At 60.8% G+C, this 23,057-nt stretch carries 21 protein-coding genes; 16 read left to right on the forward strand and 5 right to left on the reverse strand.

All coding sequences use genetic code 11. From position 1 onward, the window contains the following. Window positions 1–126 precede the first annotated feature (126 nt). Window positions 127–1,998, forward strand: coding sequence for a DUF3857 and transglutaminase domain-containing protein (locus P9220_RS16325; protein ID WP_309766050.1), 1,872 nt, complete (start codon window positions 127–129; stop codon window positions 1,996–1,998). A 6-nt stretch (window positions 1,999–2,004) separates the two neighbouring features. Here P9220_RS16325 and P9220_RS16330 read toward each other — a convergent pair whose 3' ends face one another. Next, entirely contained in the window at window positions 2,005–3,822 is a 1,818-nt protein-coding gene (locus P9220_RS16330; RefSeq protein WP_309766052.1) for an SUMF1/EgtB/PvdO family nonheme iron enzyme, read from the reverse strand. Window positions 3,823–4,108: 286 nt separating this feature from the next. On the opposite strand from P9220_RS16330, the gene P9220_RS16335 reads away from it, so the two are divergent. The 10 genes from P9220_RS16335 to P9220_RS16380 all read left to right on the forward strand — a co-directional run bounded on the left by P9220_RS16335 (window position 4,109) and on the right by P9220_RS16380 (window position 16,614). Next, window positions 4,109–4,546 carry a DUF4399 domain-containing protein gene (locus P9220_RS16335; RefSeq protein ID WP_309766053.1) on the forward strand — a complete coding sequence of 146 codons (438 nt, stop codon included), beginning with the start codon at window positions 4,109–4,111 and terminating at the stop codon, window positions 4,544–4,546. Between the two features lie 121 nt (window positions 4,547–4,667). Continuing rightward, window positions 4,668–5,069, forward strand: a complete 402-nt coding sequence (locus P9220_RS16340) for a DUF4399 domain-containing protein (protein ID WP_309766791.1) — start codon at window positions 4,668–4,670, stop codon at window positions 5,067–5,069. Window positions 5,070–5,287: 218 nt separating this feature from the next. Then, window positions 5,288–5,569 (forward strand): hypothetical protein, encoded by a 282-nt coding sequence (locus tag P9220_RS16345; protein WP_309766054.1) that lies wholly within the window; start codon window positions 5,288–5,290, stop codon window positions 5,567–5,569. Between the two features lie 52 nt (window positions 5,570–5,621). Then, on the forward strand, window positions 5,622–5,900 hold the full coding sequence (locus P9220_RS16350) for a hypothetical protein (RefSeq protein WP_309766056.1): 279 nt from the start codon (window positions 5,622–5,624) through the stop codon (window positions 5,898–5,900). A gap of 201 nt (window positions 5,901–6,101) precedes the next feature. Further along, window positions 6,102–7,514, forward strand: a complete 1,413-nt coding sequence (locus tag P9220_RS16355) for an efflux transporter outer membrane subunit (RefSeq protein WP_309766793.1) — start codon at window positions 6,102–6,104, stop codon at window positions 7,512–7,514. Between the two features lie 85 nt (window positions 7,515–7,599). Further along, on the forward strand, window positions 7,600–10,104 hold the full coding sequence (locus tag P9220_RS16360; protein WP_309766795.1) for an FHA domain-containing protein: 2,505 nt from the start codon (window positions 7,600–7,602) through the stop codon (window positions 10,102–10,104). Continuing rightward, window positions 10,082–11,455: an HlyD family efflux transporter periplasmic adaptor subunit gene (locus P9220_RS16365; RefSeq protein WP_309766057.1), complete on the forward strand. Its 1,374-nt coding sequence runs from the start codon at window positions 10,082–10,084 to the stop codon at window positions 11,453–11,455. Before P9220_RS16360 ends, P9220_RS16365 begins: the two co-directional genes overlap by 23 nt. Before the next feature lie 17 nt (window positions 11,456–11,472). Further along, a complete protein-coding gene (locus P9220_RS16370; protein ID WP_309766058.1) occupies window positions 11,473–12,225 on the forward strand; it encodes a peptidylprolyl isomerase in 753 nt (250 codons plus the stop codon). Between the two features lie 16 nt (window positions 12,226–12,241). Beyond that, the gene (locus P9220_RS16375; protein WP_309766059.1) at window positions 12,242–15,301 is read left to right on the forward strand and encodes a peptidase domain-containing ABC transporter; all 3,060 of its coding nucleotides are present in this window, start codon (window positions 12,242–12,244) and stop codon (window positions 15,299–15,301) included. Beyond that, on the forward strand, window positions 15,298–16,614 hold the full coding sequence (locus P9220_RS16380; protein WP_309766060.1) for a sigma-54 dependent transcriptional regulator: 1,317 nt from the start codon (window positions 15,298–15,300) through the stop codon (window positions 16,612–16,614). Before P9220_RS16375 ends, P9220_RS16380 begins: the two co-directional genes overlap by 4 nt. Here P9220_RS16380 and P9220_RS16385 read toward each other — a convergent pair. Next, window positions 16,598–17,368, reverse strand: a complete 771-nt coding sequence (locus tag P9220_RS16385) for a protein phosphatase 2C domain-containing protein (protein WP_309766061.1) — start codon at window positions 17,366–17,368, stop codon at window positions 16,598–16,600. The two genes, P9220_RS16380 and P9220_RS16385, sit on opposite strands and share 17 nt — an antisense overlap. Before the next feature lie 80 nt (window positions 17,369–17,448). Further along, a complete protein-coding gene (locus tag P9220_RS16390) occupies window positions 17,449–17,739 on the reverse strand; it encodes a hypothetical protein (protein WP_309766062.1) in 291 nt (96 codons plus the stop codon). Window positions 17,740–18,114: 375 nt separating this feature from the next. Between P9220_RS16390 and P9220_RS16395 the strand changes: the two genes are divergently transcribed. The 3 genes from P9220_RS16395 (at window position 18,115) to P9220_RS16405 (ending at window position 20,138) form a co-directional block, all read left to right on the forward strand. Further along, complete coding sequence (locus tag P9220_RS16395) at window positions 18,115–18,624, forward strand: lecithin retinol acyltransferase family protein (protein WP_309766063.1); 510 nt, start codon at window positions 18,115–18,117, stop codon at window positions 18,622–18,624. 11 nt (window positions 18,625–18,635) lie between these two features. After that, window positions 18,636–18,884, forward strand: a complete 249-nt coding sequence (locus P9220_RS16400) for a hypothetical protein (protein ID WP_309766064.1) — start codon at window positions 18,636–18,638, stop codon at window positions 18,882–18,884. Between the two features lie 150 nt (window positions 18,885–19,034). Then, window positions 19,035–20,138 carry a VOC family protein gene (locus P9220_RS16405; protein ID WP_309766065.1) on the forward strand — a complete coding sequence of 368 codons (1,104 nt, stop codon included), beginning with the start codon at window positions 19,035–19,037 and terminating at the stop codon, window positions 20,136–20,138. Window positions 20,139–20,161: 23 nt separating this feature from the next. Here P9220_RS16405 and P9220_RS16410 read toward each other — a convergent pair whose 3' ends face one another. Beyond that, window positions 20,162–20,533, reverse strand: coding sequence for a cupredoxin family copper-binding protein (locus tag P9220_RS16410; RefSeq protein WP_309766066.1), 372 nt, complete (start codon window positions 20,531–20,533; stop codon window positions 20,162–20,164). Between the two features lie 2 nt (window positions 20,534–20,535). Beyond that, the gene (locus P9220_RS16415) at window positions 20,536–21,510 is read right to left on the reverse strand and encodes a metallophosphoesterase (protein WP_309766068.1); all 975 of its coding nucleotides are present in this window, start codon (window positions 21,508–21,510) and stop codon (window positions 20,536–20,538) included. Between the two features lie 196 nt (window positions 21,511–21,706). On the opposite strand from P9220_RS16415, the gene P9220_RS16420 reads away from it, so the two are divergent. Both P9220_RS16420 and P9220_RS16425 read left to right on the forward strand, forming a co-directional pair. Beyond that, window positions 21,707–22,339: an RNA polymerase sigma factor gene (locus P9220_RS16420; protein ID WP_309766069.1), complete on the forward strand. Its 633-nt coding sequence runs from the start codon at window positions 21,707–21,709 to the stop codon at window positions 22,337–22,339. Beyond that, window positions 22,329–23,033, forward strand: a complete 705-nt coding sequence (locus P9220_RS16425; RefSeq protein WP_309766070.1) for an anti-sigma factor — start codon at window positions 22,329–22,331, stop codon at window positions 23,031–23,033. The genes P9220_RS16420 and P9220_RS16425 overlap by 11 nt, the downstream gene beginning before the upstream one ends. Window positions 23,034–23,057 lie beyond the last annotated feature (24 nt).

Genomic DNA, 23,057 nt, shown 5'->3' on the forward strand with positions numbered 1-23,057 from the left:
TGGGAACGGCGGCGCCGGGCGGTGCGCGCCAAAGCGTGAAATTATATCTCAATATGATACAAATCGTCGCACCCGGTTTCGTTCCTGTACGATGAACGCTCGCCTCGTTGCCTTCCGTCGATACCCATGATGCGATTCCCGCATGCGCTTGCGTGGCTGGTGGCCGCGCTTCCGGCGTTCGCCGCGACGCCCGGGACGCCGGGCGGCGACGATCCTTCGACCATCGTGAGCGACGTGCACGAGTTCATCGTCGCGGACGACGGCTCCGTCACCGAGGACGACGAAACCGTGCTGCGCGCGAACACGCCGGCGGGCATCGACGAGATCGCGCAGCGCTATGTCTGGTACGACCGCAGCGTGTCGAAGGTGGAGATCGTCGAGGCCTATTCCGTCGATGCGAACGGCGCGCGCCACGACGTATCGCCCGATCAGATTCGCGACATTCAGGAGCCGCGCTCGGCGGGCGCGCCGACGTTTCAGGACGCGAAACTGCGTGCGGTGATTTTTCCGGCAGTCGGCGTCGGCTCCACGGTGCATCTGCATTTCAGGAAAAGTCAGGCAAGCCCCGTCATCGCCGGGCAATTCAACTATTTTGTCGAGCCGGGGCAGCGGCCCGTGCTCGAACAGCGCCTCGTGTTCGATCTGCCTGCGGGCAAACCGCTTCATGCCGATGCCCGCGGTTTCTTCGCCGATCCGCCTCAAACCGCGAATGGCCGCACGCGCTATGCGTTTCGTTATCGCCGGGAGCGGATTGCACGAATCGAGAGCGGCTCGGTCGGCTATGCGCAGTACGGCGATCGGCTGATGGTCTCCACGTTTGCGGACTACGCGGCGTTTGCGGCGAGCTATCGCGGACCGGCCGTCGACGCCACCGCAACCGATCCGGCGATCCGCGCGCTCGCCGAATCGCTGACCGCCCGCGACGCCGATGCCCGTGCGAAGGCGAAGACGCTCTACGACTGGGTGCGCCGCAAGATCCGCTACGTGGCGATGTTCATCGGCCAGAGTCCGGCCGCGCCGCATCGCGTGACGGAAGTGCTCGCGAACCGTTATGGCGATTGCAAGGACCACGTTGCGCTGTACGGCGCACTGCTCGATGCCGTCGGCGTGCGCAACGAAGCGGCGCTGATCGGGCTCGGCTCGGTGTACGCGTTGCCATCGGCGCCGGGTTACGGATCGGGCGCGATCAATCACGTCATCACGTATCTCCCCGATCTCGGAATCTATGCGGACAGCACGGCCTCGAGCGTCGAGTTCGGCTTCTTGCCTCTCGCCGACATGGACCGGCCGACGGTGCTCGTCGAATCGGGCGTGGTGTCGCGCACGCCGCCGACGCAGCCGCTTTCCCGCACGGCGCGCCTGCAGATCGATGTCGCCCCCGAGGGCGTCGCGAGCTTCGCCTACTGGGTCGAGGATGCGGGATGGAGCGCGGAGATCGAACGGATGAACCTTCGGCTCGCGAGCAGCCAGCGGCGCGACCAGATTGCGGCAGACCGCCTGCGATACACCAATCTGCGTGGCGCGGGCGCGCTGACCACGAGCGATGTCGACGCCACCAGCGGCCCCTTCGCCACCACGCTGCGCGGCACGCTCGACGAGATCGTATGGCCGACCGGCACGACCGCGTTGCCCGCGTTGACGAGCTTGTCGGGCGGCATCGCGAGTCAGACGCGCAACTGGCTGGCCGAACGCACGCGCACGCAGCCGTATCTGTGTGTCGGCGGCGCTTTTGACGAAGTCGCGCAGATCGCGCTTCCGAAAGCGATGCAGGTCGTCGAGGTTCCGGACGATGTCGACCTGACGAGCGCCTTCTTCGACTATCGTTCGCGCTATGTATTCGATCCGTCGAGCAACACGATCCAGGTATCGCGCAGGCTCGAGGCGCGTTTCGGCAAGCAGGTCTGTTCGCCGGATGATTTTCAGGCGGCGCTGCCCGTGCTCAAGAAAATAGAGCGCGATACGCAAGCGCAGATCATCGTCAAGGCATCCCGACGATGAGCCGCTTCATTGCACATCGCGTGCGACGCGAAAGCCGTTCTGCGATTGACGCACGCTTGCGCTGTATTTGAAGCGCGTCGCGGATTGCATGTAGGCCGCGCCTTCGCGCCACGATCCGCCGCGAATCACGCGCACCGAACATGAAGGGTCGTCCCATGCGCGGCCATCGGCGGGAGCGTTCCTGTACGAACTATGCCAGCAATCCGCGACCCATTCCCATACGCTGCCGTTGGTGTCGTATAAGCCGAAGGGATTGGCGGCGAACGATCCGGCTGGCGTCGGAGCCTCGGCGCGATAGGGCTCGCCGCAATCCTTGCAATCGGCGGTGCCTTTCTTCATCTGCTCGCCCCACCAGTAAGTGCTTTGCGTGCCGCCGCGCGCGGCGAATTCCCACTCGGCTTCCGTCGGCAGGCGATACGGCTTGCCGCCCACCTTGCTCAGCCATTTCACGTAGACCTGTGCGTCGTCCCAACTGACATTGCGCATCGGCGAATTGGCGACGGGCGCAGCGGCGCCGGTATCCGATGTGATGCGCGTGCACGCGCCCGCATCCGCACAGGCGTTCCATTGCTCGACGGTCACTTCGTATTTGCCGATGGCGAAGGGCCGCGCAATCGTCACATGATGCGGCGGCTTCTCGGCGGGATCGTCGTTGTTGCTGCCCATCGTGAAGCTGCCAGGCGCAATCGGAATCAGCAACGGGCAAGCAGGGCAGTCCTTGATTTCGCTGGCGGCGGCTCTAGTGGTCGTGTTCGTGTTGGTCGCGGGTTTCGTCGCCACGGCTGCGTCCTGGCGAGGCTTTTCTGTCGCAACGGAAGGCGATGCGGGCTTGGCAGGCGGCGGCGCCGCCGGTTTTGCATTTGCGCTGGCACGGAGCCGGTCTATGCGCGCTTTAGCGAGCGCCGCAAAGCGCCCGTTGGGATAAGCCTTGAGATAGGCTTCGTAGTCGCTTGGATAAGTGCTGTCCTTGATCGACTCCCAGAAAGTCAGTTCGTATTGTTCGTTGCTGTCTTTAGGAAGGATGCCGCGTGTCCGCAAGGGCGTTTCATCGCTCGCCGCCATTTGCACGATGGATGCTTGCCGGCCCAGCGAAACTGCACTGCTTAGAGTCGATGCGATCCACGGTCTCTGCGCCCCGTGCGTTCTCTGAGCGACGTTTACAGCGGCAGCATCGAACGATGCGGACGATGCGTGCTTCCGTATGCGCAGTTGCCGAAGAATCGCGGCGGTGAACACGCCGTTGCGTTCGCCTTCGGATGCCAGCGCATCCTGCGATGCAGCGAACGCAACGAGCGTGCGCGGCGGCAAATCCAGCGCGCGGGCGGGGAACTTGCCGAAGGGATCGCCAAGGCACATATCGAGCACGATCACGTTATTCGCAAGCGGCCTTCGATGAGTCATTCGCGCGACGACGTCTCTCACCGCAATACCTTTGGCCAACACGTCAGGCGGCGCATTGCCGAGGGCGTCGATGGGCAACATCATCGCGTCGCCGGCCACCTGAATGCCGTGTCCCGCGAAATAAACGAGCGCGGTATCGCGTGGGCCGAGACGATCGACGAATGAATCTATCTCATGCTGCATTGCGTCTGCGCCAACGTTGGTCAGCCGTGTCACGCCAAAGCCTAGCGATGAGAGCGCGGCGCTGATGTCGTCGGCATCATGCTGCGCGCCTGGCAACGCACGCTCCGCATAGTCTGCATTACCGATGACGAGTGCAACCTTGTGCAACTCAGGCGGAGAGGGCGGCGACGCAGACCGCGCGAATGCCGCGCCGATCGTGATGAACATGCCCGCGATCAATAGAATTCGCCACATCTTCATACCCTGTCCGTTCGGCTGGAATGAGCGCAAGTACGCCGGACGTCTTGCCGGTGCATCGCTGGCCTACCCAACAACGATAGCACGCTGTCTTTCTGCGTTTAATCCCCTATAAGAAGGTATGCGAATGCGGCATGCGTGTCCCTTCCGACGCACGTATCTTTTTAAAACGTTACGTCCTAATCTGGAAGCGAACTCCACGCGGCATGTCGAGCACGGACGTGCGTCTCATCGCGAATCACGCGCGGCTGCCGATTTTCTGCTGGCTTTCTGAAGAGGCAATCACGACATGCTGAGAAGAACCGTGCTGGGTGCATTGGCTTCGCTTGCCGCTTTAGCCGCCGACTCGTCTTTCTCCGCAGGCCGTGGCCGCACGCCCGCGCCGGCGAATGCGGAGGCTTACATCATCTGGCCGTCGGACGGCGCAGTGATAAGCGGCGGTAAGCTATGGGTACGCATGGGCTTGCGCAACATGGGCGTCTGTCCAAAGGGCATCGACATGGTGAACGTCGGCCATCACCATCTTCTGATCGACACGGACTTGCCGCCGCTCGATCAGGAGATCCCGTCGGACCGCAATCATCTGCACTACGGCGCGGGAGAAACGGATGCGCGCCTCGAATTGCCGCCTGGAAAACATACGCTGCAACTCTTGATGGGCGATTACAACCATGTGCCGCACGATCCGCCCGTCTATTCCAAGAAGATCACGATCACGGTGACGTGAGGCGGGCGTGATTCTCGCGCCTGAACGACAGGCTTTGCACGCGTACTCGCCGAGGGCAAACGACATGACATCGCTTAAGACTGGCGCGCTTGCGCGCTGCCGTTCGATCCTGCTCGTCGCGATGCTCGCGGCGCCGTTCCACACGAGCCTGGCGGAAGGCGGGCCGACGCCCGCGCCGGCCAACGCTTATGCATACATCGGCTATCCGAACAACGGACAGACGATGCCTGCGGGAAAGCCGTTTCGCGTGTGGTTCGGCTTGCGGTTCATGGGCGTCGCGCCGCGCGGCGTGAAGTTTCCGAACACCGGCCATCACCATCTTTTGATCGATACCGACTTGCCGCCGCTCGATCAGGAGATTCCGTCGGACCGCAATCATCTGCACTACGGGGCGGGCGAGACCGAAGCGATGATCGAGCTTCCGCCAGGCAAGCACACGCTTCAGCTCCTGATGGGCGATGACCGGCATATCCCGCATAACCCGCCGATCTATTCGAAGAAGATCACGATCTACGTCAAGTGAACGATGTTGGTGCCGAGGAAACAGTTGGACTACGAAGTGTCGGTGATGAAGAGTCAGTGCGGTATCGGTGAACGCATGCAGTCATTCGCTGTCAGGCTTGCGCAGCAAGCGAAGCGGCTAAAAGCGCGAAAGATGGCACGCCTCATGCGTTTAAGTGGCCCGAGCAGACAGCTTGCTCGAACCCACCCAACGCGCGACGCGCACCAAGGAGACTCACCATGAAGACGCTGACCATCCAGGACCTTCCCGTGACCGAACAACTCGATCGCCGCGCGATGTCGGCCGTGCGCGGAGGCAGTTCGTTCTACTTCCCGGGCTATGTCTCCAAGTACGACCTGACGTTCAACACGCAACAGCTCATCGACCAGAAGCAAAGCACCGAGAGCCATAACGGTGTGAATGTCGCGTTCGGCGAGGACATCACCTCGAACGTAAAGCCGAAGCAGGAAGCGCACAACACCAGCAACATCAACATCGGTTCGGGCTTCATGGTCCGCTAAGCGGCCTGCTTGCTTGCCAAAACCGCCTACGCTTAGCCAGGAGCCTGAAATCATGTCCACCTTGAGCATTCACGATCTCGCCCATCACGCCGAAATGAACGGCGCTGACATGTCCGCCGTGCGCGGCGGCATGAGCCTGTTTTTCCCGAGCTACAACTCGAGCTATAACCTGAGCGCGAACACGCAGCAACTCGCCGATCAGGCGCAGCAGACGTTCAACGTCAACGGCGTGAACGACGCTTTCGCGCATGACATCAAGTCCAGGGTCGAGCCGCAGCAGAAGGCGCGCAACGACAGCAACATCAATGTGTTCACGCCGTACGCGATGTAACCGTGTCTGCATGAAGCCCCGCAGCGCGCGGCTGTAGCAAAACCGGAGTACGGGGAGCTCCGCTGCTTCAACTGCCTTTAACGGCGGCGCGGATCGACCGTCGTTCCCGAGACGGCGATCGATCCGCATCGTGCGCGCGTTGTGTCACTGGCGCGCGAATTCCCACTATCGGCGTGAGCGCGGGAGTCAATCGTGCGAGCTCTGTTGTCATCGTTGTGCCGGACCATCGGATGCGCGAGTCTCTGCGCTTGCGTGCTGCTGACGGGGTGTATCGATGTGAAAGTCCCGGCGTACAAGCGTCCCGACACTCCTGAGAAAACCGCCTTTACGACGTTCGATTCCTCGAAGGTCGCCGCCGCCGACACCATTCAGCCGGACTGGTGGAAGCAGTTCCGCGATCCCTATCTCGATGCGCTCGTCGACAAGGCCATTCAGGGCAACTTCGATATCAAGGTACTCGCCGCACGCATACAGGTTGCAGGCGCGCAGATCGGCGAGGCGCGAGCGGGCGCGCTGCCTACGATGGATGTCGGCGCGGGGGCGAGCTTCGAAAAAACGACGGGTCAGCCGTTCTCCAGGCAATACAACCTCGGCACGCAGGTCAACTGGGACATCGATATCTGGGGAGCCGTGGAGAAGGGCGTCCAGGCTCAGAAGGCCGAGTTTCACGCGACTGAGGCAGACTGGCGCGCGGGCTATCTGCAACTCGTGGCAGGCGTGTCGACGACGTACTTTCAGATTCTTCAGTTCGATGATCAGATCGCGCAGCAAAAACAGACCATCACGACGAATCAGCAAATCCTCACGATATTCGAAGGAATGGAAAGAAATGGCCTCGTGCCGCATACGCAAGTGCTGACGCAGCGCGCGGAACTGAATCGTCTGACGCGCGATCTGCTGGAGTTGCGCCGCTCGCGCGATCTTGCGAACAACGCACTTGCAACGCTAATGGGCGTTCCCGCTGGCGAATTCAGAGTGCCGGATGGCCAGTTGCAAAAGCGCGTGCAGATTCCGCCCGTGCCGGCGGGCTTGCCGTCGCAATTGCTGTCGCGTCGGCCCGATCTCATTGCCGCCGAATACCGTGTGCTCGAATCGTACGATCTCGTCGGCCAGGCGAAGCTCGCGCAATTGCCGACGATCAGCCTGACGGGGCGCGGCGGAACAGCGAGCTTCGCGCTAACGGATTTACTGAAGTCCTTCACGTTCAGCTTCTTGCCGAGCATCAACATCCCGATTCTCGATCCGGCTGTCCGCGCTCGCGTCAAGACCACTCAGGCGCAAACCACGGTCGCCGAACAGCAATACCGCAGCACGGTCATGAGCGCTTTCGAGGAAGTGGAGAACGCGCTCGTCAATCTCGATGCGCATACGAAGCAGCGCGGCGAGTTGCAGCAAGAAGTCGCGCATCTGACCGTCGTTGCGGCGCAAATCGATGCGCAACTCAAGGAAGGCGTGATTTCGCAGCTCGAAGTATTCGAGACCGAGCGTACGCTTCTGGCCGCGCAGCTTGCGTTGCTCGCCAACCATCAGCAGATGCTCTCCGACACGGTGACGCTCTACAAGGCGCTCGGCGGCGGATGGTCCACGGTCGACGTGCAAAGCGCTGCTAATTGACTAAGACGATGCGTGACTTAAACTCAAGACAGCCGCCGCATGGCGTCTATTTCGATGGCGGCTGGACGAACCTTGCGACGTGAACATGGCTCCAGGCGATCCGATAGCGGAACAGCAGCCAAGCGTGGGCGAGGCGTTCGACATCGTTCTCAAGCCCGTATCGCGCGGCGGTCTGGACGATCCGCTCAGCGAAATACGCATCGATGAAAATCTCTTCGCAATCGGACGCGCAGAACCGCCGTTCGACGAAAGCCCGCCCGATGCCGTCGCCCAGCTGTCGCGCCGGCACGCGCGCATTTTCATCGAGCACGGCCACGCATATATCGCGGACCTCGCCAGCAAGAACGGCACGGCGCTGAATGGCACGCCCGTGCGTGACGTACCCATGCGCCTCGCAAATGGCGACGAGATTGCCTTTGGGAACCGGCTTGCGTATCGCGTTCAGTTCGTGCCGCGCAGACGGCGCACGCATGCGCCCAAGCCGCTCGCGTTGACGCTCGACCCGCAACACGACGATCGCGGCCTGTCGCCCATAGAGCTGACGAAGTTCCCGTTTCTGGTGAGCAAAACCGATGAGACGTTCGCGCGTTATCGCAACGACTACCCGCATCAGGTGAACTACGTATCGCGCCGCCATGCACACGTGTTCCTCCGGGGCGGTGCGCCTTTCGTCGAGGACCTCGGCAGCACCAATGGCACGTTCGTCAACGGACAGCGAATGAGCGATCACGCCGTCGAACTCAAGAATGGCGACACGCTGGCGTTCGGCGGGACACACTTCGCCTATCGCGTGCATCTTCATGACGAGGAGGGCGAGTCTACGCTTACCGAGATGGCCGTGCCATCGGAGCCCAATCGGAAAATCGACGCTGAACACGATAGCGACAAAACGACCTTCGTCGGTTCCGCACACTCGTTCCTCGATATCTTTTGCATCGATCAGTCCGCGCCCGCCGACGACGAAGTGAACGAGGACGCGCACGCCGCCCTCAAGGACGCATCCGCTTCGACTCATGCGGGCAAGCGTGGAAAAGTCGCGCTCTTCATGACGGAACTGCGCAAGGCATTCGCCGCCGAGGACATTCGCGCCGCGAGACGCGCACGCATCGTGGCGGCATGCGCTGTCGTCGCATTGATCGGGGTCGGCGTCGCGCTCTTTCATGGAGGCTTCCCGGAGCGTCATGCAAAGTCGCTGATGGCAAGCGGCGACTACGCGCGAGCCGCCGCCTTCAGCGACGAGTATCTGCAAGCACATGCGAACGACATGCGCTTTACGGCGATGAACACGGAGGCCGTGCTGAAGTCCGGCGTGCCGCGCTGGCTCGACGCCTTGCGTGCTGGGAAGCACGCCGACGCAGATGCCATCCTCACGCAAATGAAAACGCTCTCGGCACACAATACCGACGTGCGTTCGATGCTCGATGAACTCGGCTGGATAGGCAAGCTCGAACGCTTCGTCATGGGGCGCGGTGGACCGGATGCGCCCATTCGCATCTACGCGGATGAGGCCAGCATCGCGGACATCCTCAGGCATTGGGAAGCGGACGCTTCCGGCCATCAGCGCGATCTGGATCGCATCGCGGGATATGTACCCGAGTTTCGCGATCCGTATGCACTGGCGCTAAGCCACTTGCGCAAGCTGCAGAGTGACGATTCGGCATATCTGGCGGCCATCGACCGGCTGAATGCGAGCGTTGCAAAGAGTCTTGCCGATGACGACCTCGACGCCATCGACGCGGTCCTCAAGGAATACGCGGAGAAGTACCCGCGCCTGAGCGGTCTGGATCGCATTCGTGCCGATGCAAGCGGCTATGCGAACGTCAAGCGCGCAATGAGCGAGCCGAGCCTTGCGCCTCTGATTACGGCTTTGAACAAGGCGGACTTCTCGACACCGCCGTTCAGGGAGCGACTTGCGCTCCTGAACGCAAGCCAGTTACCTTCGCCGGATGTGCGCGCCCAATATGCGGCAGTGTCGGCTGCCTGGGCGAATGGAAATAGCGCAAGCGCCATCGATGCGCTGAGAAGGCTGCCGCAAGGAACGTGGTCGCCGACCGTGCAAAAGGAAATCGCGCATAAACAATCGGTGGCCGCCCAGTTCGCAGAGTTGCAAAAAGCGCGCGGCTCGAAACAGTATGAAGATGCAGTGCTGTCCTTCAACGAAACGCTCGATGCCCAAGGCGACACTTATTTCGCCAAGGCAGTCGATCCCGACATTGCTGCGCTAAAGAGCAGAGCAGCGTCGCGCGCCCAATCGTTGATGAATCAGGCGCAAGCGCTTTGGGCGCAGTATCGGACCAACGGCGGCATAGGCGGATCACAACGGCTGGAATCGGGCGTATCCGACGCGTTCCGCACGCAGGCGCACCTCTTGTTGGCTGCGCAAGACACAGCATCGCGTGGCATGCGCATCCTGAAACAGGTGAACGGCGATCCGGATAAATGGAGCGCGCTGAAGGGCGACATCGACAACGAAGTGGACCTGCAACGGCGTTCCCTGCAGGACCTTCGCATGGTGCTCGAACCCGCTTTGCTGCAGAGCAAGCTCGCGTTGCTGAAAGGAGGCGCCGATGAAACGCGACGCGCCCCTTAAGCCCTTCTCCGAAGCGCTGGAGGATCACGGCGCGGAAGGCATCGCCATCCTGACGGCCGAGCCGCTCAGGCTGACGCGGGCGCTCGTGTATGCAATGGTATCGCTCGTGGTCGCTGCGCTCGTGTGGTCCTTCGTCGGTCATGCCGATGTCATGGTGACGGCGCAGGGCACGCTAGCACCGGAATCGGAAGTGCGACGCTTCTATGCGCCGATCGATGGCGAGCTTGCCGATCTGTACATCGCGGAAGGACAACCCGTTCGCAAGGACGATGTCGTCGCTCGTCTCAACGCACGCGGCGCGATCGAAGCGGCCACGAATGCGCTCGAAGCTCAGCTCAAGCTGGACGACGCCGAGCGCGAATGGAAGCAGTTCCCCGAAAAGAAACTGCTCATGGAGCGCAGGATCGTGGCGCTCAAGAATCAGATGGAGATCGAGGAGCATCAGCATCAGCAGCGCGTGACTGAAGGCACGAGCAAGCTGGCAGAAGGTCAGAAGGCGCAACTGCAGGAGCAGCGCAGCACGCTTGAAAACGCACGACGTGCGCGCGATGCTGCAAAGAACGAACTGGATCGCTTCGCTCGCCTGTTCGCGTTGCCGGGCGGCGGTGGGGTGTCCGAATCGCAAGTGGATGCGAAGCGCAATATCTATCTCGAAGCTGACGGGGCGTATCGCGTGGAGCAGGCGAAGCTCGCCGAGCTGGACTTCCGTTTGAGCCACGAATTTACGCAGGCCAAGGCGCAGCTCGAAACGAGCGGTCAGGAGTCCACTAACTTAAGGCTGCAATACGAAGCGGCGATGCGCGAAGTGGCGAGCACGGAAGACAAGCTGCGCCTGCAGTTGCAAACCGCGCGCCTCGTCGCGGATGCAGCGGCGCGCATTCGCTTCGAGAACATCGACAAGGACAATTTTCTGTTGATTCTCGCGCCGGTGTCGGGCGTCGTCACCGACGTGACATCCACGCAGCCCGGCGACAAGATTCAGGCCAATACGCCGCTCGGCGGCATTGCGCCCGCCAATGCGCGGCCAGTACTGAAGATCGAAATTGCCGAGCATGATCGCGCATTCCTGAGAGAAGGGCAGCGCGTCAAGCTCAAGTTCAATGCGTTTCCTTATCAACGGTATGGCGTGATCGATGGCACGCTCGCCTTCATTTCGCCCGCAACCAAGCCGAGCCCGGCCACTAAACAGCCGGTGTACGAAGGGCGCGTCACGCTGGATCGCGATTACTACCAGATCGGCGGCACGCGCTATCCGCTGCGCTACGGCATGACTGCCTCAGCGGAAGTCGTCGTGCGTGAAAGGCGGCTTATCGATCTGGGCCTCGATCCATTCCGCAACGTGGCTGGCTAATCCAAACGGAGAGCGATATGACGGCAATCGTGCGTATCGATGAAGAAGTGGTCGATGTAGGCGAGTTCATCCGGCTTCTGAAACTCAATGGCCAGTTCGACGGACTCATCGAGCAACTGGTGCGCGACAAGCTCACGGTGCGCGCCGCCAGGAAGGCGGGGATCGAGTTGACGGCCGATGAGATCCAGACGCGCGCCGACCAGTTCCGGCGCATACGCGGGCTGCATCGCGCGGCCGATATGAACAACTATCTCGATGCGCTGAGCGTGAGTCTCGACGAATTCGAAGTCTTCATCACCGACACGCTGTATCAGGAGAAGATGCTCGACAAGGTCGGCACGCAGCCCGCCATCGAAGAATATTTCCAGCTCAATTCGCCGAAATTCGACAGCATCGAAGTCAGTCATATCGTGCTAGACACAGAAGGAAGCGCCAAGGAAATGATTTCCTATCTAAGCGACGATCCCGACAGCTTCGCGGACATGGCGCGCGAACACTCGCTTGCCGATACCCGCGAAAGTGGTGGCGTAATAGGGCGCGTCATGCGCGGGCAACTCAAACCCGAAATCGAAGCGAAAGTTTTCAACGCCGCACCCGGCGATTTGCTCGGCCCCTTCGTTTCCGCCGATGGCTCTGCCTATGAGATCTTCGCGGTCACGGCCAAATATCCCGCGGCGCTGGATGAAGACGTGACCGCCGAAATACGCCGGCTGTTGCGCGAAGAATGGCTGCTTGCGCGTGCGCAAGAGCATGTGATCGAAGCTCGCTGACCCCATCGCCACGCCAATGGACGCCCCTGCCAATTTCGATTCGACCGCCGATTTTCTTGCGGCCGTCGAAATTCTTTCACCGTTCTCGCGCGAGGAGACGGAGCAATTGGCCGCTCACGTGGAGTCGCGGCGCTATGGTTTCGGCGAGACCGTATGCAATGCCGGTGATCCTGCAGACGGACTTTTTATCGTCAGGGCCGGCTCTGTGCGCATCTTCACGGAGGAGCACGGCAAAGAAATCAGCATGGGGGTCAAGAAGGAGCGTGAGACGTTCGCCGATATCGCAATGTTGCGTGAGTATCGGCATGAATCGTCCGTGCGCTCGTCTGGCAAGACGGAACTGCTATTCATTCCGCGCAGTGTCATCGAGCCGGTCATTGCAAAGAATCCTGCCGCGCTTGCCTTCGTCACGAGCTATGTCGCCATTGCTTCGGCGGGAGGCTTCGTCGCAAAGCTGTTCGATCTGCGCGGCAAGCTGAACAAGGCGGAACTGGAAGAATGCGTGCGCAGTGTCGGCGTCAAGCGTATCGGCGAAGGCAAGGAAATCTTCAAGCAGGATTCGCGTGATGACAGGCGTCTCTATGTCGTTCGTCAGGGAGAAGTGCGCATCGTGCGGGAAGAAGGCGGCCAGCAGCATGTGCTGGCGACGCTCGGCCCCGGCGAGATCTTCGGCGAAAAGGCTTGCGTGATGCGTCAGGAGCAAATCGCTTCGGCCATTGCGACCGTCGATACGCGCTTGCTCGTCATACCCGAGAAGACGGTTCATTTCATCATCGAACGCAATGTCAAACTGCGCGAGGTGCTTGAAGAACGCATTCGATACATCGAGCGTGAACTGCAGCGGCAAAGGAAGCTCGCGGAGCGTCGCAAGCTGCCCGCGATGCTGGACCTGCAAACGAAGCCCGAACTGGGCGAGCGCATCATCAAGCGCTTTGCCTGGGTCGAGCAGGCGGAAGAAATGGACTGCGGCGCTGCGTGTCTCGCCATGATATGCCGGCATTACGGCATCGGCATGACGCTCGGCAAACTCCGCGAACTCGCTAACGTGACGACACAAGGCGCGACGCTGGACAGTCTCGCGCGCGCGGGCGAGGCACTCGGATTCACGACGCGCGGCATGCAATGCACGTATGAATCGCTACGCGGCTTTGAATTGCCGTTCATCGCGCATTGGGAGGGCTACCACTACATCATCGTCTATGGGATATCGACGGAGAACGTCTGGGTAGCGGACCCGGCAATCGGGTTCAGAAAGATGACGGCGGGCGAGTTCGAGCGCGGCTGGGGCGGCACATGTCTGCTGTTCACGCCTGCGCACGACCTCGTGCAGAAGGCGGTGTCGAATTCACCGTGGATACGCTTCGTCGGCTATTTGAAGCCTTATCGCAAGATACTGCTTCACCTTTTCCTTGCCACCTTTGTCATTCAGGTCCTGGGCGTCGTGCCGCCGCTCATCATCCAGAACATACTGGACGGCGTGATCGTGCATCAAAACGTCGGGCTGCTGCATGTGCTCATCGCAGGGCTCATCGTTGCGAATCTCTTTTCGCAGCTGATGTCCACCATACGCGCCTATCTCGCGAACTTCATGGTGCGTAACATGGATTTCTCCATGATGTCGCAGTTCTTCAAGCATACGTTCTCGCTTCCGTTCATCTTCTTTGCGAAACGCAAGACTGGCGACGTATTCGCGCGCTTTCAGGAAAACCATACGATCCGCGCGTTTCTCACCGAGTCCACGGTCACGACGGTGCTGAATCTCCTGATGGTGTTCATCTACTTCACCATCATGTTCCTGTACAACGTGAAGCTCACGTTGTTGCTCATCGCATTCGTGATTCCACTCATGGCCCTGACGGTGCTGGCGACGCCGCGCATCAAGCACAATGCGCGCGAGACGTTCTCTTCCAGCACGGACGCCCGGTCTTATCTGATGGAAGCCTTGGGCGGCGTCGAAACCGTCAAGGGAATGGGTATCGAGCGCGCGGTGCGCCTCAAGTGGGAAAAGAAATACGCGAAGTCACTGGAAGTGCAGTACAAGTCGCAGCGATTCAATATTGCAGTCGGTCTGTGCAGTCAGTTATTGAACGCCGCGACGACCATCGCCGTGCTATGGGTTGGCGCCAATCTCGTGCTTTCGCGGGAACTGACCATTGGTCAACTCATTGCGTTCAACGCATTCATGGGAAGCGTGCTGTCGCCGCTCATGGGACTCATCGGCTTGTGGAGCCTGCTCAACGATGCGGGCGTCGCAATGGAGCGGCTCGGCGATGTACTCGATATCGAGCCCGAGCAAAAGCCATCGGAAATGCAGCAGCGCGTCATGTTGCCCGACCTTCAGGGCAATATCAGCTTCAACGGCGTGTACTTCCGTTATGGCGATGGCGACACCCCTTATGTCCTGGAGAACATCAGCTTCGATATCAAGCCGGGTGAACTGATCGCGGTAGTCGGCCGCAGCGGGTCGGGCAAGACGACGCTTGCCAAACTGCTGGTCGGCTTCTATGCGCCGAGCGAAGGCAAGATGACGGTCGATGGCTATGACATCAACGTGATCGACAAAGGCTTTTATCGCGCGCAAATCGGCTATGTAATGCAAAGCAATCTGCTCTTCTCCGGCACGATTGCCGACAACATAGCGAGCGGCGATGAAGCGCCGGACCGGAGGCGCATCGAGGAAGTCGCGAAGATGGCCGATGCCCACGCGTTCATCACGCGCATGCCGCTCGGCTATGAACAAGTGGTCGGCGAGCGGGGCGTCGGGCTGTCGGGCGGGCAGATCCAGCGGCTATGCATCGCCCGCGCGCTCTATCACGATCCGCGCCTGCTCGTGTTCGACGAAGCTACGTCCGCACTCGACACGCAATCGGAAAGCAATATTCTCGGCAACATGCAGGAGATCCTGAAGGGACGCACCGCAGTCATCATCGCGCATCGCCTTTCGACGATCATGCGCGCCGACAAGATTCTCGTGCTCTATGAAGGCGGGATCGTCGAGCAGGGCAAGCACGACGAACTCGTCGCGAGAAAAGGCATGTATTACCAACTCGTGCAGAAGCAATTGAGCGCAGCATGAAGATACTCGACCAACCCGAAAGCGACAGCGGCGCGCCTGCATCGGCGATCTCGTATGCGGGAATCATCGAAAAGATCGAGATATTGCGCTCGACGCTGCGATGGACATCCCGGCTCGAGCGCCCGGAGATCGAAAAGCTGTTGCGTCAGGCAAGCGCCTTGCGCGACGAAGTCATGCAGCTTTCGCACAAGGAGCGCTTCGTGCAAGCCGCAGCTGCAGAGCCCAAGCGTGAGCTGTCGGCCGGCGCGCGACGGCAGGCACTGATCGAACGCAGCTTCGTATTCGAAGGCACGTTCGGTGACAATCCAAAACTGCTGGAAGCACTGGAAATAGCGGAAAAAGCTGCACCGACGGATCTGCCCGTTCTGATCGATGGCGAAAGCGGCACCGGCAAGGAGTTGATGGCCAAGGTCATTCACGCCAACGGCTCTCGGGCGGACAAGCCCTATATTTCAGTCAACTGCGGCGCCATTCCGGAGAATCTGCTGGAATCCGAACTGTTCGGGCATCGGAAGGGCGCTTTCACCGGCGCGACGAACGACCGCAAAGGAAAATTCGAGAGTGCGCATACGGGGACCATCTTTCTCGACGAGATCGGCGAGCTGCCGCTTTCAGGGCAAGTCAAATTGCTTCGCGTGCTCGAAGCGCATGAGATTCAGCGCGTAGGGTCGGACGAACCGATAGCGGTCGACACGCGCATCGTCGCGGCAACGAACCGCAATTTACGGCGTTTTTGCGACGAAGGGCGTTTTCGCGAGGACTTGTTCTATCGCCTGAGCGTCATTCACGTGACGTTGCCGGCGCTGCGCGAGCGTCGCGACGAGATACCGCTCCTGCTCGCCTACTTCGGCGATGAAGCTGCGGCCACGCTCAAGCGCCGCCCTGTAAGAATGTCGCCGCGCCTGCGTGATTTTTTGCGCAATTACGACTATCCCGGCAATATCCGCGAACTGCGCAACGTGGTGTACCGGCTTGCTTGTCTCGCGGGAGAGATGGCGGATATCGAGCATCTTCCGCTGGACATACGGCCCAAATCGCCGCTTTCGCTCGCGATCGGCGGGGCATCGGCCAATGGCAATCGCATTGCCACGGCAAGTTCTCTGAGTGAGGCCAAGCGCGTTGCAAGCGATGAAGCGGAGCGGGCATTTCTGGAGCGCGGCTTGCAGGAAGTGGGCGGAACGGTTGCGGAACTTGCCCGGCGCTATGAAATGAACCGTTCGCACCTGCAAATGCTGTTGAAGAAGCATGGGCTGCATTCGAAGGACTTCCGGCTTGCCGCGCAGAAGGCAAAAGAAGCTAAATCGACGGATTGACCTGCGTTCTGTCCATTGCCATCACATCTTCGGCATGCGCGACGACTAGCGAGATGTTGTCTCGCCCGCCGCGTTCGAGTGCTTTTTCAAGGAGTCTTTGCGCCGCGAGTTCGCAATCTCCGGCCGTGAGTTCGCTCGCCATCTCCGCTTCGCTCAGTTCGTTCGACAAACCATCGCTGCATAAGAGAAAGGTATCGCCATCGTTTAGCGGGACGGTGCTTTCATCGAGATCGAGCACGTCGAGCGCGCCCACTGCACGCGTGATCAAATGCTGCGCCGGATGATGCAACGCTTCTTCGGCGGTCAACTGTCCGCGCGCTTTGAGGTCTTCGACGTGGCTATGATCGCGGGTCAATTGCACGAGCCGTCCATTTCTGAAGAGATAGATCCGGCTGTCGCCAGCCCACAGACACGCACATGCGCCGTCGCGAGCGGCAAGCACCACGACCGTGCTGCCTATCCGCGATACCAGCCGCCGGGCAGCCTCCACGCGCAATTTCTCGTTCACGTCGATGAGGCGTTCGCGCGCATCAGCAATGACGCTGGCGAGCCCGCCATCCGAAGAGATAGCCGACAGGCTCTCGATGACCATGCGGCTCGCGAGATCGCCTACGGCGTGCCCGCCCATGCCATCGGCGACGGCCCATAGGCCGCGCTCGGGCGAGTCGAGCAGGGCGTCTTCGTTGATTTGCCGAATGCATCCGACATCGGACCGGGCAGCCGATGTCCATACGAAGTCAGCGGTGAAGGTCACGACAACCTCCCTTGGTTCGAAGCAAGCAAGCGATCCGCCGATTGTGCGCCTAACATTCTCCGCGCTAAAGGCGCCAGCCGCTAACTCACGCTGTTCGCCGAGTTTGCGTTCGGGCTGACGTTCAAGCTGGCGCCATTGCCGGAATTATGAACATCGACCGACTGGAACTGATTGATCATCTGGTCCGCCGTGAAGTTGTTCGTGATTTCGTAGATGTTGACGACACCCCCGAACCCTTCCTGCCGCCCCGATATATACGGCGTGATCCAGCCGTAGACCCACGGTGCGCCGCCGCCGCCCCTGATGAACGCCATATCGGCACGGCTGAGTTCGCGATCGCATTCGAGGTCGGCAACGAAAAGGGCGCTCATATCAGTTCTCCGCAAAGCTCTCGAGACGCACGAGCCAATGCAAGTCGTATGCCGACGCAGAGAATCGCGCTGAGGGTCCGCCGCGGGCGGGTCCGCGACACCTGGCGTTGGTTTGGGACCGACTTTCACAATGCACGCGTCAGTCCATGACCGACACGCCTGACTCGCATGAAAGGACGGCTCGCGGCCAACAGAATCGATCAGGCGTCGTTTGTTCAACGCAGACACCACACGCTGCCAGGCACGCACGATGAATCGCTAATGCCATAAAAATCAAGGGATTATAAAACTGGCAAGAAAGCTGCAAAAGACACCGCAACGAGGCGCCGCACAAACACTTGGCGCCAGCCTAAGAAAATCGAAGCGGAGCGAGCCATGTCATGCAGCGAACCGTCCGGATCGATCGAAGAAGAAGCCGTCGACTACGGCTTTTCGCTCGGCGCAGAGGTCGTCACGCGCCGCTCCGGATATGAACATCACGGAATATATGCGGGCAACGGCATGGTTATCCACTATGCCGGCTTTGCGAAATCGCTTCATCGCGGCCCGATCGAGGAAGTGACTCTCGCGCAGTTTGCGGGCGGCTATGCCGTGACGATGCGCCCGAATGCTGCCGCCCGTTTCACCGGCAAGGAAGCGGTGCGGCGCGCACGCAGCAGGCTCGGCGAAGACCGTTATCGCCTCTTGACGAACAACTGCGAGCACTTCGTTTCCTGGTGCCTGTTCGGCGAAGCCCGCAGCAGTCAGGTGCGCGCGTGCCTCGTTCATCCGGGCGTCGCGCTCGATGCGCTCAGGGGACTGCTCAAGACTTATCTCTGGGCCGAACGGCGCGGCAGGCGCAGTGCGTTTGCAAATAGCGGAATGGATACGTCTTTAGTCATGTGAGGAGACCAATCATGGACATCCCCGAAAATTCGCTTCACTGGGCCGTCGACAAGTGGCTCGCACCTTCGCCGGCGCATCCGGCACGCGTCGTGCGGCTGTGCCGTTCGCCTGTCACGGGCATGCGCTTCGTCTGCATCGAGGCATGGCATGCAGGCGGCGTCATCGCGATCCTCTTCTTCCGGCACGACGACGGCAGCTGGAATGTATTTCCGCCGCAGGTAAGGCGTCCCTCGATGAGCGCAGCACGGCTCGCGGCCTGAGGCCCGAGGGCGCGGCTTTGACACGGACGACAGGCTGCCGCTACTCTAGCTGGGAAGATGCGATGCGCAAACGTGACCGTGGCACACGATGCGGTAGTCATGGTAGGTTTCGCATCCGTGAACCAGTTCGTACAGACCGAGGTATTGCCGATGACCCAGTCCGACTCCGCTGACTTTCCGCCGTCCGCCAGCGCGGCCGCCGACTCTCGAATCGGCGGCAATCCGCTCGGCATTGCGGGGCTGGAGTTCGTAGAGTTTTCGAGTCCCGATCCACAGGGACTCGCCGGGTTATTCGGGCGGCTAGGCTTCACGCCCGTTGCGCAGCATGTCAGCAAGGCGGTCACGCTGTATCGTCAGGGCAGCATGAATTTTCTTTTGAACTCGGAGCCGGATTCATTCGCGACGCGGTTCGCGCAAACGCATGGCGTGGGCATTGCCGCCATCGGCATTCGCGTGATGGATGCACAAACGGCGCATGAGCGGGCCGTCGATTACGGCGCATGGGATTTCGAGGGCGAGAAGATTGGCCCTAACGAACTGGCAATACCGGCTATTCAAGGCATCGGCGATTCCCATATGTATTTCGTCGACCAGTGGCCGGGCAAGAATAGCGGCGAAGCATCGATATACGACATCGATTTCCGTGCAATTCCCGATGCAAGCGCCGATACGAAAGGCGCGGGCCTGCTCGAAGTCGATCACTTCACGCAGACGGTCGGCGCTGGCCGCATCCGCGAATGGCTCGATTTTTACGACGACGTGCTGCACTTCCGCGAGATTCATCAAGTGCATCCGGACTGGCACGTGTCGCAGGATTCCGCCGTCACGATCTCGCCGTGCGGCTCGATTCGCATCACCGTCTATGAGGAAGGCACGTATCGCACGGGCCTCATGCAGCAATATTTGCCCGATCATGAAGGCGAGGGCGTTCAGCATATCGCCCTCGCATCCGCCGATATCTTTGCTTCCGTCGATGCGCTTAGCGCCCGGGGCGTGCGTTTCCTGATGCCCCCGCAGCGCTATTACGATGAGATCGACGCCCGCCTGCCTGGTCACGGCCTCGATATCGACAAGCTGCGCACGCGCGGCATTCTCGTCGATGGCGAAATCCTGCCCGACGGCACGCCGCAACTCTTCTTGCAGACCTTCATCGAACGCGAACCCGGCGATATGTTCTTCGAGATCGTCGAACGGCGCGGGCATCACGGGTTCGGCGAAGGCAACCTCGATGCAATCGCCAGGGCGCGAAGCTGAAGGGATGCCGTGGCGTCACGCGTTCATCGCACGATGATGGTCCCCGTCATGTGCGGATGCAGCGAACAGAAATACTTATAGGTTCCCGGCTTGTCGAAAACATGCGAGAAGCTATCGCCATTGTCGAGCGGGTCGGACTTGAATGACTTGCCTTCGTCGACGATCGTATGCAGCATGTCGTCGTGATTCATCCATGTCACCTTCGTGCCGACAGGGACCGTCAGCGTGTCCTTATTGAACGCGAAATTGTCGATGGACACGACCGGCGCGCCGATTGCCGCAACCTGCTGCGCGGGTTCCTCGGCGCAAGCGAAGGGCATTGCGCCGATGAGACCCTTGACCGCGAGCGCGATTGCAAGCTGGCGGGCGCATTGTCGAATGAGCGTGGTGTTCATGCTCATGCCTCCGCAAGCGATGTATCGACGATAGCGAGTTGCTCGCGTCCTGTGACGTGCGTCACGGCGCGCAGGCCGAGCATCGATCGCAAGCGGTCCGCACCGACTTTCATCGGTCCGGGTCCCGCGGCGGCGCCGGGCGCGGGTTGGGGAAACGCGGTCGACATGGCCGAGTAAAACCGCATGTTGCCTTCCACTTTCTGCGCGACCTGATGCACATGTCCGTTCAGTACCGTTACCGAGCCGAAACGCTTCAGCAAGGCAAGGGCTTGCGCGCTGTCGTCGGTACCCCAGCCCCACGCGGGATAAAGCGCCCATAGCGGGATATGCGCGAATGCCACGATGGGCGTGCTGCTCGTCCTTCCTTGCAGGTCCTGCTTGAGCCATGCGAGTTGTTCATTGCCTAGAAAGCCGAGGCCCCCGCCCTTGAGGTCGATTACGTTCGTCAAGCCGATGAAATGAACGCCGCCCTCGTCGAAGCTATACCAGTGACGCGTGCTGCCGCGTCCATACTGGCCGGAAAAGCGCGTGAAGAACGGGGCGCCGTTATCGACTAGTACGTCATGTTCACCGGGGACGTAATGCACCGGCATGCCGGCATTGCCGATGATTTGCGTCGCAGCATCGAACTGTGCGGGCGCGGAGAGATGCGTAATGTCGCCGGTATGAATCATGAAGGCGGGGCGCTGGGGCATTTTGCGCACCTGGCCGATAGCTGCTTCGAGCGTACTCGTCGGTTCCGTGTTCGGGTCCTTGTTGAAACCGATATGGCTATCGCTGATCTGCACGAAACTGAAGGACTGCGCGCTTTCCTCAGCATAAGCCGAGGAAATCAGGCGCGAGCGCGGCACTCCGCCACTGATCGTCCATAACACGCCCGCACCCGCCCACGCCATGCAGGAGAGAGCGGTGCGCCGGCGCTTGCCGTGATCGTCCAGTTCGGACGCGGGCGGCAAATCCCTGGATTCGGTGTTCATGACGGTTCCTTTGCGAGTGATGTAAGAGGCTCTGAATGACGCAGCGGGCATCCGTCCATCGAACCGGCAGACGCGGCGCGATATTCCTTGAAGATTTTCTCGGAGAGAGGGAATAAAGCGGTCCCCGGAGAAGTAATGGAAGACGTGCACGCGTGACATCAAGCGTGCGTTGATTCGCCTTGAGGAGACCCGCGCGATGTGGCACAGCAGGTCGAGAGAGAATTCCCCGCATGCGCGCTTCGAGGCGACCGTGATGCCGCACATCGACGCCGCATATAACCTTGCGCGCTGGCTATCCGGCAGTGCCAGCGACGCAGACGATGTCGTGCAGGAAGCCTATTTGCGCGCTTTCCGTTTCTTTAGCGGCTTCGAAGGCGGTGAAAACGCGAATGCGCGCGCGTGGCTTCTGGCTATCGTGCGCAATACGTGGTTCACGGAGTGGCGCAAGCGCGTGCAAATAGCCGATGGGACGCCCTACGATGAAGACATCGGCGGCGATGAAGCCTTGCCCGGCTGGTCCGACGAAGCGGGCGTGAATCCCGAGACGCTTGCCGTGCGCAAGGACGAAATACATCTCGTGCACCGCGCATTGGAAGCCTTGCCGCTTGCCTTTCGCGAAGTGCTGGTGCTGCGCGAACTCGAAGACATGAGTTACAAGGAAGTCGCGGCAATCACGGGCGTGCCGATAGGAACAGTGATGTCGCGCCTTGCGCGTGGCCGCAAGATGCTGGCGGGGGCGGTGCGCGCGGCGCAATGCGACAGACCGAGCGTGCGGCTCGTGCGCAAGTCGGAGCCGGGTCATTCCGAGGAGTCGGGCAATGGACAATAACGAAACCGCTTCGCTCCAAACGAGGCTGAACGATGGCTCGCTGTATCAGCGCGCGCCGGTGCACTTGCGCGCTCAAGTGCTGGCGCGTGTGCGCGAGGAAAGTCGTCGCGCGCAGAAGACCGGGCAAAGCCGGAATCGCCGTCATTGGCGTCTTGCGCTCGCCTCGCCGTGGCCGTTCTTCGGCGGTGCATTCACGGGCGCGACGCTGAGCGCGATGGTTTTAGGCGCAATCCTGTGGTTCCAGACCGCGCCGCGTCTTGCGAGCGATGCGCCTATCGCGCAAGAGATCGTGTCGAGCCATGTGCGCGCGTTGATGTCGGACCGGGCCATCGACGTATTGTCCAGCGACAAACACACGGTCAAGCCGTGGTTCAACGGCCGTATCGACTATGCGCCGCCTGTGGTCGATCCGGCAGGACCGGGCTTCGCTCTCGTCGGAGGAAGGCTCGATTACGTCGGGCATCGGCCGGTTGCCGTGGTCGTCTATCGCTATCTGAAGCATCCCATCGACGTCTATGTTTTCCCCGAGAAGCCTCTCCTAAAGGATGGACAGTCCGTCGTTACGCAGTCCGACGACGGCTACGCGCTGGCCCGCTGGCACCACGACGGCATGACGTTCTGGGCCGTGACGGACGCGTCCAGCGCGGTGTTGCGGCAGTTCACGCAGGCCATCGAGCACGGCGCGCCGCGCTAAAGCGGTGCATTGCGCTCAAGGCTC

Source organism: Caballeronia sp. LZ016, from assembly GCF_031450805.1.
In the GTDB taxonomy this organism is placed as follows: Bacteria; Pseudomonadota; Gammaproteobacteria; order Burkholderiales; family Burkholderiaceae; genus Caballeronia.

What these genes read in the sequence shown, in the direction of transcription:
- P9220_RS16405 (WP_309766065.1), top strand. Translation starts at nt 19,035, where the DNA reads ATGACCCAGTCCGACTCCGCTGACTTTCCGCCGTCCGCCAGCGCGGCC.
- P9220_RS16360 (WP_309766795.1), top strand. Translation starts at nt 7,600, where the DNA reads ATGGCTCCAGGCGATCCGATAGCGGAACAGCAGCCAAGCGTGGGCGAG.
- P9220_RS16425 (WP_309766070.1), top strand. Translation starts at nt 22,329, where the DNA reads ATGGACAATAACGAAACCGCTTCGCTCCAAACGAGGCTGAACGATGGC.
- P9220_RS16390 (WP_309766062.1), bottom strand. Translation starts at nt 17,739, where the DNA reads ATGAGCGCCCTTTTCGTTGCCGACCTCGAATGCGATCGCGAACTCAGC.
- P9220_RS16410 (WP_309766066.1), bottom strand. Translation starts at nt 20,533, where the DNA reads ATGAACACCACGCTCATTCGACAATGCGCCCGCCAGCTTGCAATCGCG.
- P9220_RS16420 (WP_309766069.1), top strand. Translation starts at nt 21,707, where the DNA reads ATGTGGCACAGCAGGTCGAGAGAGAATTCCCCGCATGCGCGCTTCGAG.
- P9220_RS16340 (WP_309766791.1), top strand. Translation starts at nt 4,668, where the DNA reads ATGCTCGCGGCGCCGTTCCACACGAGCCTGGCGGAAGGCGGGCCGACG.
- P9220_RS16345 (WP_309766054.1), top strand. Translation starts at nt 5,288, where the DNA reads ATGAAGACGCTGACCATCCAGGACCTTCCCGTGACCGAACAACTCGAT.
- P9220_RS16325 (WP_309766050.1), top strand. Translation starts at nt 127, where the DNA reads ATGATGCGATTCCCGCATGCGCTTGCGTGGCTGGTGGCCGCGCTTCCG.
- P9220_RS16330 (WP_309766052.1), bottom strand. Translation starts at nt 3,822, where the DNA reads ATGAAGATGTGGCGAATTCTATTGATCGCGGGCATGTTCATCACGATC.
- P9220_RS16395 (WP_309766063.1), top strand. Translation starts at nt 18,115, where the DNA reads ATGTCATGCAGCGAACCGTCCGGATCGATCGAAGAAGAAGCCGTCGAC.
- P9220_RS16400 (WP_309766064.1), top strand. Translation starts at nt 18,636, where the DNA reads ATGGACATCCCCGAAAATTCGCTTCACTGGGCCGTCGACAAGTGGCTC.
- P9220_RS16375 (WP_309766059.1), top strand. Translation starts at nt 12,242, where the DNA reads ATGGACGCCCCTGCCAATTTCGATTCGACCGCCGATTTTCTTGCGGCC.
- P9220_RS16335 (WP_309766053.1), top strand. Translation starts at nt 4,109, where the DNA reads ATGCTGAGAAGAACCGTGCTGGGTGCATTGGCTTCGCTTGCCGCTTTA.
- P9220_RS16415 (WP_309766068.1), bottom strand. Translation starts at nt 21,510, where the DNA reads ATGAACACCGAATCCAGGGATTTGCCGCCCGCGTCCGAACTGGACGAT.
- P9220_RS16365 (WP_309766057.1), top strand. Translation starts at nt 10,082, where the DNA reads ATGAAACGCGACGCGCCCCTTAAGCCCTTCTCCGAAGCGCTGGAGGAT.
- P9220_RS16370 (WP_309766058.1), top strand. Translation starts at nt 11,473, where the DNA reads ATGACGGCAATCGTGCGTATCGATGAAGAAGTGGTCGATGTAGGCGAG.
- P9220_RS16380 (WP_309766060.1), top strand. Translation starts at nt 15,298, where the DNA reads ATGAAGATACTCGACCAACCCGAAAGCGACAGCGGCGCGCCTGCATCG.
- P9220_RS16350 (WP_309766056.1), top strand. Translation starts at nt 5,622, where the DNA reads ATGTCCACCTTGAGCATTCACGATCTCGCCCATCACGCCGAAATGAAC.